9 protein-coding genes are annotated in these 15,257 nt (G+C 57.5%); 4 read left to right on the top strand and 5 right to left on the bottom strand.

Annotation, left to right across the window (positions count from 1 at the left end; translation table 11 throughout):
* Positions 1–109 precede the first annotated feature (109 nt).
* Positions 110–3,253: a beta strand repeat-containing protein gene (locus tag FEM03_RS04330; protein WP_166442620.1), complete on the top strand. Its 3,144-nt coding sequence runs from the start codon at positions 110–112 to the stop codon at positions 3,251–3,253.
* Here FEM03_RS04330 and FEM03_RS04325 read toward each other — a convergent pair.
* Positions 3,250–3,657 (bottom strand): thiol-disulfide oxidoreductase DCC family protein, encoded by a 408-nt coding sequence (locus FEM03_RS04325; RefSeq protein ID WP_138084961.1) that lies wholly within the window; start codon positions 3,655–3,657, stop codon positions 3,250–3,252. The two genes, FEM03_RS04330 and FEM03_RS04325, sit on opposite strands and share 4 nt — an antisense overlap.
* Positions 3,658–3,737: 80 nt before the next feature.
* Between FEM03_RS04325 and FEM03_RS04320 the strand changes: the two genes are divergently transcribed.
* Positions 3,738–4,259 (top strand): phospholipase D-like domain-containing protein, encoded by a 522-nt coding sequence (locus FEM03_RS04320; protein ID WP_138084960.1) that lies wholly within the window; start codon positions 3,738–3,740, stop codon positions 4,257–4,259.
* Here FEM03_RS04320 and FEM03_RS04315 read toward each other — a convergent pair.
* The 3 genes from FEM03_RS04315 to FEM03_RS25020 all read right to left on the bottom strand — a co-directional run bounded on the left by FEM03_RS04315 (position 4,256) and on the right by FEM03_RS25020 (position 6,353).
* On the bottom strand, positions 4,256–4,582 hold the full coding sequence (locus FEM03_RS04315) for a hypothetical protein (RefSeq protein WP_138084959.1): 327 nt from the start codon (positions 4,580–4,582) through the stop codon (positions 4,256–4,258). The two genes, FEM03_RS04320 and FEM03_RS04315, sit on opposite strands and share 4 nt — an antisense overlap.
* 31 nt (positions 4,583–4,613) lie before the next feature.
* On the bottom strand, positions 4,614–5,501 hold the full coding sequence (locus tag FEM03_RS04310; protein ID WP_138084958.1) for a PPK2 family polyphosphate kinase: 888 nt from the start codon (positions 5,499–5,501) through the stop codon (positions 4,614–4,616).
* 78 nt (positions 5,502–5,579) lie between these two features.
* Positions 5,580–6,353, bottom strand: a complete 774-nt coding sequence (locus tag FEM03_RS25020; protein ID WP_138084957.1) for a helix-turn-helix transcriptional regulator — start codon at positions 6,351–6,353, stop codon at positions 5,580–5,582.
* 307 nt (positions 6,354–6,660) lie between these two features.
* Here FEM03_RS25020 and FEM03_RS04300 point away from each other — a divergent pair, with 307 nt between their 5' ends.
* Together FEM03_RS04300 and FEM03_RS04295 are read left to right on the top strand one after the other, a co-directional pair.
* Complete coding sequence (locus tag FEM03_RS04300; RefSeq protein WP_166442619.1) at positions 6,661–7,113, top strand: lipocalin family protein; 453 nt, start codon at positions 6,661–6,663, stop codon at positions 7,111–7,113.
* Positions 7,114–7,257: 144 nt separating this feature from the next.
* Entirely contained in the window at positions 7,258–12,399 is a 5,142-nt protein-coding gene (locus FEM03_RS04295) for a DUF1549 domain-containing protein (protein ID WP_138084955.1), read from the top strand.
* 239 nt (positions 12,400–12,638) lie between these two features.
* Here the strand turns inward: FEM03_RS04295 and FEM03_RS04290 are convergent, their stop codons facing one another.
* Positions 12,639–14,939 carry a hypothetical protein gene (locus FEM03_RS04290; RefSeq protein WP_138084954.1) on the bottom strand — a complete coding sequence of 767 codons (2,301 nt, stop codon included), beginning with the start codon at positions 14,937–14,939 and terminating at the stop codon, positions 12,639–12,641.
* Positions 14,940–15,257: the final 318 nt, after the last annotated feature.

The raw sequence follows: 15,257 nt of genomic DNA, 5'->3' as shown, positions 1-15,257 counted from the left end.
GATGAAATTGCGATGGGCTGCGAGGCCGATGCTTTTGTGCTTGTCAATGAAAGGGGATTTTGAGAGGCTTGCTGTTGTGGTTGATGATGAAGCTCTTACCAATAATTTAATGATTTCCAATTGTGCCGGTTCCAGGTTTTTTCCCAGGCTTTGCCAGCTGGGAGTTCTGTTGGGTTTGATTGGAGTGTTGGAATCGGGGCATGGACAGAGCCGGACTTTTGTATGGGATCCAGTGGGCGGGGTCGGCAGCACCGGGTCGGATGGCAGTGGGGTGTGGAGTTCGAATGCGTCGGATGGGACGAGGGCAGGTTGGTATTCGGTGGAGAACGCCAGCCAGACCACCTGGACGGAAACGATCGTGCCGGGTTATCAAACGTTGGGACTGGACACGGTGGCGGTGTTTGGGTCGGGCGGGAATGCAGGCACAATCACCTTGGGCGCGGCGGGTGGCGGTTATGATGGGGTGGTTTATGTGGGGGGGTTGACGTTCAATGCGGTGCCCCGGCCAATGCCAACGGTTCCGGGCAATGCCTACCGTTTTGCGGGGGCGGGTCGCCTGCAGTTCAGGGATGGGGCGGTCATCCAAGTCGATGGGGAGGCGGCGGCATCGACGGGGGGATTCATGGTATTCAACACCAACATCACGGCGCATGATTTGACGATTCGCAAGACGGGCGGGACGATTGGTTATTTGGAGCTGGGCACGACGGGGGTGAAGGATTTGACCGGCACCTTGACGGTCGACAGTGCCAATGGGCAATTGTTCTTGAGGTCGAGTGCGGCGGCGAATTTGAATGGATTGGAATTGATCGTGGTGGGTGCGAATTCGACCATGGCGATCAATGGAACGGCGGGGGCTTACAGCAGTGATTTTCGATTGGCGGGGACTGGGTCGTCGTCGCGCGGGGTGCTGCGGATGGATTCGAATGCGGTTTTGAACGGAACGGTGACGCTGACGGCAGATGCAGCGATTGCGACGGAGAATGCGACCAGGATGGCGACTCTTGCGGGGAGTGTGGTGGAGAGTGGGGGGAGCCGGGCGCTGACAATCCGGCAGAACGCGAGCAACGCGGGTGGCACGGTGGTGCTGGCGGGGGACAACCGGTTTACTGGCGGGTTGCGGATTCAGGGGGGAACGGTGCGACTGGGGCATGTGGGGGCATTGAATTCGGGCCGACCAAATACGGTGATTTTTGAGGACTCGGCGTATGCAAAAACGTTGGAATTGAATGGGTTTTCGACGGTGGTGGGGGGATTGAGTTCGGCTGCTGGAGCGGGGGTTGGGTTGAATACGGTTCAGAACGCGAGTGCTGTGGATGCGACGCTGACGGTGAGGTCGGCGGTGGACACGACGTTTAGCGGGGTGATCCAGGATGGAGGGGCGGCGGGGAATTTGTCGTTGGTCAAGGAAGGGGCGGGGCGGTTGACTTTGAATCGTGCGAGTTTGTATACCGGTGAGACGGTGGTGGCTGGCGGGACGTTGCAGTTGGATTTTAATGCGGCAGGGGCACCGCTTGGGGACATGATTGATGCCGATTCATCACTGGAGATGCGGGGTGGGACGTTGTTGGTTTCGGGGAAATCGGGGTCGGCGGTGACGCAGACTTTTGACGGGTTGCTGGTGGATGGCGGTTCGTCGGTGGTGGCGTTGCTGCCGAACAGTGGCGGGGTGGCGGATGTGTTGGTGGATGTGGGGGCGATCACGCGCGCGGATGGGGTGGTGAGTTTTCTTTTGCCGGGTTTGACGAATGTCCTGCAAACGGTGACGAATGGGGTGCGGACCTCGAATGCGGATGGATTCATGGGCCATTGGGCAACCGTGAACCGGCGTGATTGGGCGTCGGTGAGTGGGGGAAATGTGGTGGCGTTTGACGGGTATACAGAGATTACGCGGTTGGGGCCGGGGAATGTGATCGTGAACAATGCGGCGTCGCATATCAAAATCGTTGCGGGCGGGACAACGGGCAACGTTTCCATGGCGGCTGCCGGGGTGACGAATGTGGCATCGCTGGTGAGTTCGAGCACGGGAATGACGGTCATCGGTCTCGGGGGCACCAACACCTTGCGTCTCGCGGCGGACGGGGGGATTTTGATCGCAGAAAATGCGGGGGTATTGCATCTGGGGGCCGCAGGTGGCGACGGGTTTCTCACGGCGGGAACGGGAGCGAATTCGGGTGGTCAGATCAGTGTGACCAACTATTTCAACACGACCGAATCGCGGATCAATGCGCGGATCACGGATGATGGAACGGGGGCGGTGTCCGTGGTGCACAACGGCACGGGGCGGACGGTTTTTGGGAGCTCCAACGGTTACACAGGAGGAACGTTTTTTGATGGAGGAACGTTTCGAATAGGGATTGAGACCGCTCTGGGGGCTGCGCCTGCGGCGGTGGATGATGACAACTTGGTCTTCAACGGCGGCGCACTGAATGTGACGTCGATTACCGTCAATTCCAATCGCGGGATGGAGTTGCGCGAGCAGGGGGGAACGTTGAACGCGGATACCCAGTTGATCTATGGTGGGGTGATCAAGGGGCAGGGCTCATTGACCAAGACGGGGAATGGTTTTCTGAGGCTGGAAGGAAATAATACCTACACGGGAGAGACTTTGGTGAGTCAGGGCAATTTGCAGGTGGGAGTGGCGGGATTGGGCAGGACGGGATTGGGGGCAGTTTTTCTGAATGGCACGACGGCGACGACGATCCTTTCCGGCACGGGCATCGTGCAGGGGATGGGGCAGATTCTGGTGGGCACGGTGAAGCCCGGTGACAATTTGGGAGCGATGGCGGGAACGCTGAGGTTTTCCAGCGGTCTTGCGTTTGCGCCGACCACGGCGAATGCGGCGGTGGCGGAGTTCAATTTGTTTTCGGCATCGAGCGCCGACATGTTTGATGTGACCGGGGATTTGTCGATGAACAGCCTTACGAAGTTCCAGGTGAATTTTGACGCGGGATATTCGTTGATGATTGGGGACAGTTGGACGTTGGCAACGTGGACGGGGGAACTGATGGCGGAGGGCTTCGACTTCGGTGAGACACGCGATGGAAGCGGCGACAATGCGACGAATTTTGATCTGCCTGACCTGACGACGCTGACGGGATATGCGGGGCAGATGTGGGCAGTTTCCACGGCTGACAAGGCATTGACGATCACCGTGACGCCAGAACCGGGTCGCGCGATGTTGTTGTTGCTGGCAGGAGCAGTGTGGCTGACTCGGCGTCGGCGCGGGAAGAATTCCTTCGTTTCGGTCTAAAGGAAACGTTCTTTCCAGCCGGGTTGGGGCATCATGCAGGCTTCGGATTTGCCGAACCAGCGGTAGCGATTGCGGGCGATGAAGTTGTAGGCGGCATCGCGAAGGGGACGCGGGATGATGATGGCGGCGTAGCACAAGGGCCAGGCGGCGTTGAGTTGTTTGGCGATGTGCAGGGCGGCACTGCTGCGGGTGTAGGCATTGCCGTTTTCTATCAGCACGAGGGTGTCGACGGTCGTGGAATCGAGGTGATGTTGCTGGCGCAGTTCGATGCCGAGCGGCGATTGCAGGGGGGCGAAACGGAAGATGGCTTTGGGATCGCGCTTGAGGATGAACTGCACGGCTCCGGCACAAAGATGGCAGACGCCGTCAAACAGGATGATGGGTTCTTTGGCAGGGGCGGGCATGGAACGGCAACAACATCGTTGTGGGAAAGGCAAATACAAGACGCTTTCGTTTGTGATTGGAAGCGGTTAGTATCGCGGGAATGCGCCTGGTGTTGAATGCGGAGACTTACGAAACGGTGTTCCGTGACATTGTGGCGAAGGCGCGTCGATTTTTATGGATCGTGACGGCGGACATCAAGGATCTGCATGTGGATGGAGGACGTGGGAAGTTTATTCCGTTTCTTGAAGTGCTGGCGGGCAAGTTGCGGAACGGGGTCGAGGTGAGGCTGATCCATGCGAAGGAACCGGGGCCGAGGTTTCGTGAGGATTTCGACCGGTTCCCGGAGTTCCTGCGCAGCGATGGGTTTGACCGATTGCTGTGTCCGCGCATGCACATGAAGTGCGTGATCGCGGATGGACGCGTGGCCTATATTGGGTCAGCCAATCTCACGGGAGCGGGGATGGGGGCGAAGTCCGATGGACGGCGCAACTTTGAAGCGGGAGTGGTGACGGAAGATCGCGAGCAACTGGCGCAGTTGATGGCTTTTATCGATGAGTTTTATCTGGGGGACCATTGTGAGAAGTGCCAGAGGAGGGATGTTTGCCCGGAGCCGATCCGTTAGGATGGCTGGCGTTTTCGGGCGGCGCGATAGATGAGGATTGCTCCGAGTGCATAGCAGAAAATGGAGACGTATTCTGCGAATGCATGGACGAACCAGATGGCTCTGCCGGTGTGGCCAGAGGAAATCCAGGTGATCCGCATTTCCATCAAAATCCAATAGACTTGCAGCGCCAGGGATAGGATCGCTGCGATGGCCAGGAGGAGTTCGCCTTTGCTCCATCCTTTAAACGCTGAGGCCAGGATGAAGAAAATGAATCCCAAAAAGTTAACGGTGGTGTAAACCCACGGGAGGAGCGACTGATTCGCCGTGATGATGGATTCCATGGGCTCAATGTTGAGGGCATTTTGAAGAAGTTTAGTCTTCGGCGAGCAGCATTTTTTTGCCTTCGGCGAGGGCCTCAAGCTGCACGACATTGACTTTTGGCCAATCGGGGTTGAGGGCGCGCAACTCTTCGCAGAGCACTGCGGCGACGAGGAGGCGCATGTTGCGTTTGTCATCGGCGGGAATCACATACCAGGGGGCGGCTTCGGTGGCGGTTTCCTGGATGGCTTCTTCGTAGGCTTTTTGATACTTGTCCCAGTAGCCGCGTTCCTTGAGATCGCCGGGCTCATACTTCCAATGCTTTTCCGGATCGTCGATGCGGGCAAGGAGGCGGTTGCGTTGTTCTTCCTTGGAGAGATGGAGGAAAAATTTGATCACGCGGGTGCCATTGCGGACGAGGTGCTTTTCCTGGTCGCGAATGCTTTCGAATCGTCCCTGATAAAGTTTGTCCATGTTTTTGGTGAGCGCAAGGGGGAGTCGCTGGATATCCGTGATGATGTCGGGATGGACGCGGCAGGCGAGCACTTCTTCGTAGTGGCTGCGGTTGTGAACGGCGATCTTGCCGCGCGAAGGAAGGGCGACCGTGGTGCGCCAGAGGAAGTCTTGATCGAGCTCGGTGCTGGTGGGGCGTTTGAAGGCATGGACTTCGAGTCCGTGGGGATCGATACCGTTGAAGACGTGGTCGATGGTGCCGTCTTTGCCGGCGGTGTCGGTGGCCTGGAAGATGACCAGCACGGCGTGGCGGTTCTCGGCGTAGAGTTTTTCCTGGAGGAGGTGAATCTCCTCACGCATGACGTTGAGCTTCTCCTTGTAATCGAGCTTGTTTTTGTAGAGCTTGTCGATGGAGGTCGGGGCCTTCCCCAGTTTAAAAGCCGTTTTGCGTGGATACTTGAACGCGCTTGGGTCGGGTTGGTTTGCCATGGTGTCAGTTGCTTGCACCAAACTACACAGGCATTGGTCAACCGGCAACCGTTGTCGTGTCACTTGTTAATGTTGATCCTAGAGAGTTGCCACCATGCTGGCGGCGGCGGTGCGGTTTTCGACTTTCAATTTCGACAAAATCGAATGGACATGAACGTTGACCGTGCGCTGGCTGATGCCAAGGATGACGGCGATTTCACCGTCGCGTTTGCCTTGCGTCATCCAGTCGAGCACTTCGCATTCGCGCTTGGTGAGGCCGAGTTGACGCCATGGGGTGTAGTCTTTAGTAGCGGCGGCTGCACGGGCAGGCATGGCGGACTGCAGGATTTGGTCGGTTTCGTAGGCGATGCCAACATGCCTGGCAAAAGGGATGGCGAGGGCGAGTTCAGTGTCGGAGAAGTCACGATCGCGTCGATTCAGGGTGAGGGCTCCGAAGCCTCCTGCGCTCACGAAAGGGATCGCCAGTTGATATCTTTTGTCCATCGGGATGAACACTTCATTGTAGAGGTCGGTTCGCTGGAACTGGCGTTGTGAGAGGAGGTCGCTCATGCGGAAGACGTCCATGTGGCCCAGCATGAGCAATTGATATCCTGGATGTTGCAGTTGAACCAGCTCGCCGATTCGTTCGAAAAATTCGTTCTGGGAGTAGGAGGCGGGGAAGGTGATGTCGGTTTGCAGGGAGTGACCTCCCGCTTCGGTGGTCGAAAAGATCTCAAAAGCCTGGCCGCACTCTTTGAAAAGAGTCTTGGTGGCGTCGAAAAGTCGTTGGTGAAAAGGGCCGGCCTGGTGGCAATGAAGTCTCTCCAACGCTTCAAGGAGTCGGTGAATCTGCTGTCCGTTGATCGCGTTCATGATCCGTGGGGGGATTAGGGGTTCGGGGAAGGGAGAGCACTTTTCATGGGATACAACGATTGGAATTCGATAACTTAGGGGGAGCCACCAGTTATCGCGAGATGGTGGATTCTCTTACGGGAGGGCACCGATTCCTGTGCTGGTTCGCGGGAAATCCGCAGAGTTTATCTTTGAGGCATCCATTGGATTCACCTCCGTCGAATTTGAATCTGTGAAAATCTTGAACGCTTGCTACTGGTCATTGGCTCTTTTGGTTCTGTTGTTGGTGGTTTCTTGCAAGTCGGCTCCCAAGCCCCCATTGCCCACGGTGTCGAAAGTGGATCTCGCGCAGTATGCCGGTCGCTGGCATGAGGTCGCACGTCTGCCGAATGCATTTCAGCGTGATGATTCCAAGGCGATTGCGGAATACACTCCCCAGGCGGATGGGAGCGTGAAGGTGGTGAACACGGAGATGCGTCCCGATGGTTCACAAAAGCAGGTGGTGGGGAGTGCGACGGCGGTTCCTGAGACAGGAAACAGCCGGTTGAGGGTGAAATTTGGAGGACTCGCCGCTTTGGCACCGGCGTCGAAAGAGGGCAACTACTGGATCATCAAACTGGCGGACGACTACTCGGTGGCGCTGGTGGGAACGCCCAGCCGGAAGTTTTTGTGGTTGCTGGCTCGCGACCCAAAGATTTCCGAGTCGGATAAGCAGGTCTACCTTGATGAGGCCAAACGGTTGGGATTTGCGACTGACCAGCTGCTGCACGCGAAGTGGTAAGCATTGGGAGCGGCGGTTATAATCTTGCCATTTTGTGGCAACCTGAAAAAATAGGCGAGGTGGCGCTGTATTCAGCGTTGCCGAATGTTGCTTGCTGACCACTGGTGCGAATTCCATCGCACTGACAACCGCCTGTTTGCTCCAATGATTGATCGTCTGACGTCCACCTCCGTCACCCTCGCTGCCGCTGCCTTTGCTTTGGTCTCGGGATTTTGTTTTTCTTCTGCTCTTCAAGCCAAGCAGGAGGAACCGGATCCTTCAAAACCGGTGAGTTTTTACCGGCAGATTCGTCCGATTCTCCAGGCGCAATGTTATGGTTGTCACCAACCTTCCAAGGCGAAGGGCGATTACATCATGACCGATTTCGCGACCTTGCTGAAGGGCGGCGAAGAGGGCGAGGCGGTGTTAGGTGGAAATCCGGAGGCGAGTCTCTTGGTGAAGGAAATCACGCCGGATGCGAGCGGCAAGGCGTCGATGCCGCAGAAAGCGGACGCTTTGCATACGACCCAGATCGACCTGATCAAACGCTGGATCGCAGAGGGTGCAAAAGATGATACGCCGCCCTCAGCGCGTCGTCAGCATGACATGGAGAATCCGCCGGTGTATGCCACGGCACCATTGGTGACTTCGCTCGATTATTCGCCAGATGGCAAATACCTGGCGGTGGCAGGGTATCATGAGGTGTTGCTGCATCGGGCCGATGGTTCGGGACTTGAAGCGAGGTTGGTGGGGTTGTCGGAGCGGATTCAGAAGATCCGTTTCTCACCGGATGGGAAACATCTTGCCGTGGCTGGTGGCAATCCGGGGCGCATGGGAGAGATTCAGGTGTGGGACGTGGCGGACAGAGAATTGCTGCAGAGCACCAGCACCACTTTTGACACGCTGTATGGGGTGAGCTGGTCTCCTGATGGGGGACGTCTGGCTTTTGGGGCAGCGGACAATTCGCTGCGGGTGATCGATGCGAAGTCAGGCAAGGAAGTGCTGTTCAATGGCTCGGCGAATGACTGGGTGCTGGATTCGGTCTGGAGCAGCGATGGTTCCCATCTGGTGGCGACGAGCCGGGACATGGCGGCGAAACTGACCGAGGTGGCGACGTCCAGGTTTGTGGACAACATCACTTCCATCACACCCGGGGCATTGCGTGGTGGGATTCATGCAGTGGAGCGGCATCCGCAGCGCGATGAGATTTTGATTGGGGGATCGGACGGGCTGCCGCAAATCTATCGGATTCATCGTCAAACCAAGCGGGTGATTGGTGACAACGCGAATCTGGTGCGCAAGTTTCCTGCGATGGAGGGGCGCATTTTTGGGGTGGATTATTCTCCCGATGGCAAAACCATTGCGGCCGCGAGTGCCTATCATGCCAGTGGTGCGGTGAATATCTACGGTGCGGAGTTTGATTCGGCATTGAGCGATGAACTGAAAAAAATTCATGAGAAGCGCGTCAGTGACCACACCCCTGCTGAAAAGGCGACATTGGAAGCATCGCTCAATGACGGAGTAAAGCTGCTCAAGTCGGTGGTGGTGGCAGATTCTGGCATCTATGCGGTGGGTTTTAGTCCCGATGGCAAGACGCTCGCAGCAGGTGGGGCGGACGGGAAGATTCGATTGATTGATGTCGGCACCGGCGAGGTGAGCAAGGAGTTTATCAGTGTGCCTTTGACGGATGCGGCAACGATTGCCAAAGATACTTCTGATCAGATCGAGCGGGCGGCCAGGGACAAAGCGATGGAGGCGGAAGTGCTGTCACCGAATCGTCAGGTCGCAAAGCTGGAAGTGATGCCAAAAGAAATCGCCTTGGGCAAACCGGCGGAATATGCGCAGTTGCTGGTGACGGCCATCATGAAAGACGGCACGCGTGCGGACGTGACGCGGATCGCGGCCATGGAGGCACAGGGGGTGCAGGTGGAGATTACGCCGCATCGGTTGGTGCGTCCCAAAGCCGAAGGGCGTGGAATCATCAAGATTCGTCTGGCATCACAATTGGTGGAGGTTCCGGTGAGTGTGGGTGGCCTTCAGGAAGCCTATGAGCCGGATTACATTCGGGACATCAATCCGGTGCTGTCCAAACTGGGTTGTAACATGGGCACCTGTCATGGAGGACAGGCAGGGAAGAATGGGTTTCAGTTGTCGCTGCGCGGTTATGACATGGCTTATGATGTGACCGCTTTGACGGAGGAGTTGTGGAGCAGGCGCAGCAATGTGGCGGCCCCGGCGCGCAGTCTGATGTTACTCAAGGCGAGTGGGGCGGTGCCTCATGAAGGCGGTCAGTTGACGGTGCCGGGTGAGCTGTATTATGAAATGATCAAGGCGTGGATCGCGAATGGCAGCAAGATCAAGGAGGATACCCCCAAGGTTACCCGTCTCGAAGTGTTTCCATTGAATCCGGTGGTGGAAGCCATTGGCGAAAAACAGCAGATGCGGGTGCTGGCTACTTATGCGGATGGCATCACCAAAGATGTGACGGCAGAGGCTTTTATCGAGAGCGGCAACACGGAAGTTGCGGAAACGGACAAGCATGGCCTGGTAACAACGCTCCGGCGTGGAGAGGCACCGATGCTGGCTAGGTTTGAAGGAGCTTATGCGGCGACGACGGTGACGGTGATGGGGGATCGCAGCGGCTTTGCCTGGAAGGAACCGGAGAAGTGGAGTCGCATTGATGAATTGGTTTCCTCAAAGTGGCAGCGGATGAAGATTCTTCCGAGTGGGTTGACGAAAGACAACGAGTTCCTGCGCAGGGTTTATCTGGATCTCACCGGATTACCTCCGACGGCGGATGAGGTGCGGGCGTTTCTTGAAGACAAGACGGACACGCGATTGAAGCGTGACAAGGTGATTGATCAACTGATTGCCAGCGAGGCCTTTGTTGAACAATGGACCAACAAATGGGCGGACATGTTGCAGGTGAACAGCAAGTTTCTCGGCGAAGAGGGAGCGCAGCTTTTCAGAGGATGGATTCGGGAGCAGATTGCCGGCAATCGTCCTTATGATCAGTTTGTGAAGGAGATTCTAACGGCCAGCGGTTCCAATCGGGAGCATCCGGCGGCGAGTTACTACAAGATCCTGCGCACTCCGGAAGATACCATGGAGAACACCACCCACTTGTTTCTGGCGGTTCGCTTTAACTGCAACAAGTGTCATGACCATCCGTTCGAGCGTTGGACCCAAGGTCAGTATTATGAGACGGCGGCATTTTTCTCGCAGGTGGGACTGACCAAAGATCCCGCAAGCGGCAACCGCAACATCGGCGGCAGTGCCGTCGAAGGAGCCAAGCCGCTCTTTGAGATTGTGCAGGACACGGGCAAGGGCGAGATGGTGCATCAGCGCACCAACAAAGAGACCAAGCCGGAATTTCCCTATCCGGTAAAACTGAATCTCGCGGAGAAGCCGGACGCAAGTCGTCGTGCCAGGCTGGCGGATTGGATGACCAGTCCGGACAACACTTATTTTGCGATGAGTTATGCCAACCGGATTTGGGGCTATCTGACCGGAACCGGGGTGATTGAACCTTTGGACGACATTCGTGCGGGCAATCCACCGAGCAATCCTGAGTTGCTGAGCTATTTGACGGATGAGTTTATTCAAAGTGGATTTGATGTGCGCCATTTGATGCGGGTGATCACCAAGTCCCGCACTTATCAATTGAGCATCGCCACCAATGAATGGAACAAGGATGACCAGATCAATTATTCCCACGCCAAGGCGCGGCGTTTGCCGGCGGAGGCGTTGTATGATGCGATTCATGCGGTGACGGGTGCGGCGAACAACATCCCGGGGGTTAAACCAGGGACGAGAGCGGCGGAGATTGACGATGCGCAGATCAAGATTGCCGATGGGTTTCTGGGCAACTTTGGTCGGCCGGTGCGCGAGAGCGCGTGTGAGTGTGAGCGCAGCAATGATGTGCAACTGGGGCCGGTGATGGCGTTGATCAGTGGTCCGACGGTGGGAGATGCGATCAGTTCGCCGACCAATGCGATCGCGGAACTGACGAAGAAGATGCCAGATGATCGGCGGTTGATTGAAGAGTTGTTTGTGCGCATTTTGAATCGGCCTCCGACGGAGGAGGAGATCAAGGCCGCCGAGGCGAGCATGGCGGAGATTGCTGGAGAAAACGCGTCGATGATGAAGGATTGGGCGGAGTATGAGATGAAGATGTCCGGGGTGATTGCGGCGCAGGAAGCCGAGCGTGCGGAAAAGATCGCGAAGGCCAGGCAGGCGATTGCGGATCATCAAAAAGCGGTGGCTCCTGAACTGGCGAAGAAACAGGCGGAGCGTGCGACGCGCATCGCCAAAGCCGAGGAACAGGTCAAAAAATCGGAGGAAGCCGTTTTGCCCAAGCTGGCTGACTGGTCGGCTTATCTGGATCTTTCCACGGAATGGATTCCGCTGGATTTGGAAGTGGTGAGGGTCAGCGGGGTGGAGAAATTGGTGAAGGAGGCGGATGGTTCGTTGCTGGCAACGGCGTTGCCTCCGGGGGCGGCGGTTCAGGCGATGTATGTATTGCGCGCGAAGACTTCGTTGACGGGGATCACCGGGATCAAGATTGAAGCCTTGCCAGATGAGCGACTTCCTGACAACGGTCCTGGGTTGGCTCCAGATGGGAATTTCGTGCTGACGGAGTTTACGGTGAGCCATCAGGCGGCGGGGCAGGCAAAACCTGAGGCGGTGAAAATGCGGCCGCATCTTGCCAGTTTTGAACAGAAGGATTTTGGGATTGCGGCATCGGTCAACGGCAACAATGACGTGGCGGACAAGGGGTGGGCGGTAAGTCCCCGCGGGTCGCGTCGGCATGAGGCGATTTTTGAGACCGATCCGGCGGCCATAGGATCAAAGGACGGGGTGTTGAATCTGGTGTTGCAGCAGGGGTATCAGCGGCAGCGCTATCACCTTGGAAAGTTTCGCATTTATGTGACGAGTTCGGCACAGCCGTTGCGTTTTGGGGCATCGCAAGGTTTGGCGCAGATTGCTACAACCGAGATGGGCAAACGGGATGAGGCGCAGTTGGCGAAATTGCGGGCGGAATATCTTTTGACGGATGCCGCCCATCAGGATGCGAAGAGGGCGTTGGTGGCGGCGCGGATGCCGTTGCCGGTGGATCAGCAATTGCTGGCCCTTCAAGGGAAGTTGGTAGAGGCGCAGCAGCCGGTAGTATTGGATCCGAAGCTGGTGCAGTTGCGTCGCGATGCGGGATTGAGCCGGCAACAGATGTCGACGATGCGATTGACCGCCGCGCAGGATCTGGCGTGGGCGTTGATCAATTCACCGGCGTTTTTGTTTAATTATTGAGCCGGTCTTAGTGGACGAGCGCTTCGCTTATTGATGGAGGAAACGTAGAAGGCTCGTCCCGGGCCTTGCCCAATACAACTCAAGGGCCGGGACGGCCCTTCTACTTTGCTTTCTATCGCGACAACGAACAGGCGCTCGCCTCCTCCAGCACCTGCACCCGCACCGGTTTGGTCAAATGCGTAGCGAACATCCCGGGCTGCGGCGCAGCTGGGGTCTGACGTGCCGTTTCTGTTTGCCGATTACTCAGCCGCTTGTTTGGCGGCGACTTTTTCTTCGCTGGAAGATTCTTCTACTTCGGCTTCGATTTCAACCTCGGCTTCGGATTCCACCAGGAAGCCTGCTTCTTCGGTGGGTTCGGCGGATGAGGATTCGGTCTCTTCAGAGTCGGTGACGGCAGGAGCAGGGGCTTCGGATGATTCCATCAGGAAATCAAAGGCTTGGGGGGATGCTTCAAGTTCGTTGATGTTGGATTCGGAGCCGGCGATGGCCTGCGGTGCTTCTCCAGTCTCTGCCTCTGCGGATTCGACATCGGCACTCGGTTGCTCGACAGGAGCAGGAGCAGGAGCCATTTCGATGGCGGCCTGAATTGGGGCGATTTCGGCGGGTGCGGAATCTGCGGGGACTTCGGTCTCGGCGGCTTCGTCAGCGGGAGCGACCGGAACTGGCAGCTTCTCAGGCTTGGGTTTGGCGGGAGGTGGCTCGGTGACGCCGGGGAAAACCTGGCCATCGGCGTATTCGATCACATAACCTTCGCTGTTGAGCCAATGAAGGTCTTTGAGGGCACCCATCTGGTCGGCGGTAGGTTCGTGCGGAGCGACCACGGCTGCTGCAACAGGAGCGGGGGCCTCGGCGATTTCTTCCACTGTTGTTGGCGTATCGACGATCGATTCAACCACGGCACCCAATTCGTCGATGACAGGCAGGGTTGCGTCAATGGATTCGGTAACCACTGCAGGCGCGGGTGTTGGCTCAGGTGTCGGTGTTTCGACCTTGGCGGCGGCAGGCGCGACGGCTTCGATGAGCGCTTTGGCGCTGATGCCGGGCTTGGATTTGACGATTTGCATCATCAAGGAAATGCGCTCGGAAAGAACGACGCTGCTGTCGAGAAGACGGGGTCTGGCGCGGCTGACCCATAGTTTGCCACCGCGGCGTTTGAATAGCTTAAGTCCCTGTTGTTCAAAGCCGATGCAAAGGCGCTGGGCGAGGGTGAGCAGGTGTTTGCGGGTTTCGTCGACGCTGCGGCGCAACAGGTTGTAGAGCCCAGGATTGATGTTCTGGCGGGGGATGTTGCCGGAGACGTAGCGGGTGTTGGTTTCGTGAACCAACGTCGGCGCGAAGTTTTCCCGGAAGTGGGTTTGCATCTCGGCGCGGGTTTTCAGGCGCACGGCAGGAGTTGCAGGTTCTGCTGCTGGAGCAGGCGTGGGTGCTGCTTCTTCGGAAGATGCCTCTGGGGTTGCTGCCTCGGCTTCTTCGGACGCTGGCTCGTCGGCGATCACTTCAGGTGCGGCGTTGGAGATAGGAGCTTCTGCTTCGGCTTCAACTTCGGGAGTCGCTTCCGTGGGAGGTTTCACCTCTGCGACTGGCTCCTGCTCAGGCTCGGAACCAGGGGTGATGACCACCCATTCGGTGCCGTGGGTGAGGGATTCTTTCCACTTCTCCACCGCTTCCGGCGAGTTGTCGGTGCGCACGCGGCGTTTGTAGTCCTCAAAGGACATGTTGGCAAAACGCTCGCGATGGATGCGATGCAGCGTGGTTTGATAACTGTGATGGCTTGGTGGTCCAAGCAGGGTGCCGCTGAGGCCACAGATGGCGACGCTGGCGAAGTTGCCTTTGGGGGCTTCAAGCTGGACTTGTTCGACGCGATAAAATTCCTTGATGCCTTCGCTGTTAAGAAAATGTTCGATGGCTTCTTCGCGGGACAACCACAGGGAGCCGTCGGCGGGGATGGCGTAGAGTTTCGCTTCGCTGTCTTTGGGAAGGGAGAATTTGACGTGGAATCGGTCGCCGCTGGAGAGCACGAGGCGGGCGGCGTCGAACACGCTGTAGGCCTTGCCCGCGTTGCGAATCATCGAAGCCATGGCTTCGGTGGCACGGGATTCGGGCTCGATTTCGGTGATGAGTCCGGCTGGCAGACGTGGAGGAGCTTCCTGTGGAGGACGACGATCTTGGAAGTCGCGTCGGTCACCACCTTGCCCGGGACGACCCCGACCGTCCTGCGGGCGGGGGGAGCGTCCATCGCGTGAACGATTGCCACCGTCGCGTTGACGATCACCAGCACCGCCACCTGCGCCCTGGCCGCCACGAAACTGGCTGCCGCCATCACGGGGACCACGTGGGCCGGGGCCGCTGCGTTGATCATTGCGGGGGCCGCCGCGGCGGTCGTTGAAATCGCGTCCGCCTCCACGTTGGGGACGGGAATTGGTCTCTTCCTGGTCGGGCGAAGAGCTGGAACTGGACTTGCCGAAATCGGAGACCCATTTGGGGGTCAGTCGAAGGTCAGAAAGGTCGAGAAGGGGCTTGGTGTCTTGGGAATCGGACATGGGGCGTGCGTTGAGGAACCGTCCATGTGGCAGTTCGTGGGGAGTTGGCAATGGGAAATGGAGGAGATGCGGCGGAGAAACAGGGCCAACGCATCAAGGGGCGGGAGGATTTCCACGCGGTTGTCGCGATTAAAGTGGCCTGTGCGGCGACATCGATTTTGAGAGATGAGGAGCAGGCTGTCGACCGCTCCATCCTGCCGACGGAACGGCTTTGGACACGCAGCGAGCTGGAGCTTGATCCACCTAGAAGCGTCGCATGATGGAATCACCAGGTTTATATTGGGCGGTTTAAAGCTTTAAGCGCATGCACTTGTGTCT

Source organism: Phragmitibacter flavus (genome assembly GCF_005780165.1).
GTDB lineage: Bacteria > Verrucomicrobiota > Verrucomicrobiia > Verrucomicrobiales > Verrucomicrobiaceae > Phragmitibacter > Phragmitibacter flavus.
The sequence above is the reverse complement of the archived record's forward strand: the minus strand, read 5'-3'. Positions and strand labels throughout refer to the sequence as shown.

Coding starts and splice junctions, on each gene's coding strand:
- FEM03_RS04310 (WP_138084958.1), bottom strand. CDS start 5,501: ATGGCAAACCAACCCGACCCAAGCGCGTTCAAGTATCCACGCAAAACG.
- FEM03_RS04290 (WP_138084954.1), bottom strand. CDS start 14,939: ATGTCCGATTCCCAAGACACCAAGCCCCTTCTCGACCTTTCTGACCTT.
- FEM03_RS04330 (WP_166442620.1), top strand. CDS start 110: ATGATTTCCAATTGTGCCGGTTCCAGGTTTTTTCCCAGGCTTTGCCAG.
- FEM03_RS25020 (WP_138084957.1), bottom strand. CDS start 6,353: ATGAACGCGATCAACGGACAGCAGATTCACCGACTCCTTGAAGCGTTG.
- FEM03_RS04315 (WP_138084959.1), bottom strand. CDS start 4,582: ATGGAATCCATCATCACGGCGAATCAGTCGCTCCTCCCGTGGGTTTAC.
- FEM03_RS04320 (WP_138084960.1), top strand. CDS start 3,738: ATGCGCCTGGTGTTGAATGCGGAGACTTACGAAACGGTGTTCCGTGAC.
- FEM03_RS04325 (WP_138084961.1), bottom strand. CDS start 3,657: ATGCCCGCCCCTGCCAAAGAACCCATCATCCTGTTTGACGGCGTCTGC.
- FEM03_RS04295 (WP_138084955.1), top strand. CDS start 7,258: ATGATTGATCGTCTGACGTCCACCTCCGTCACCCTCGCTGCCGCTGCC.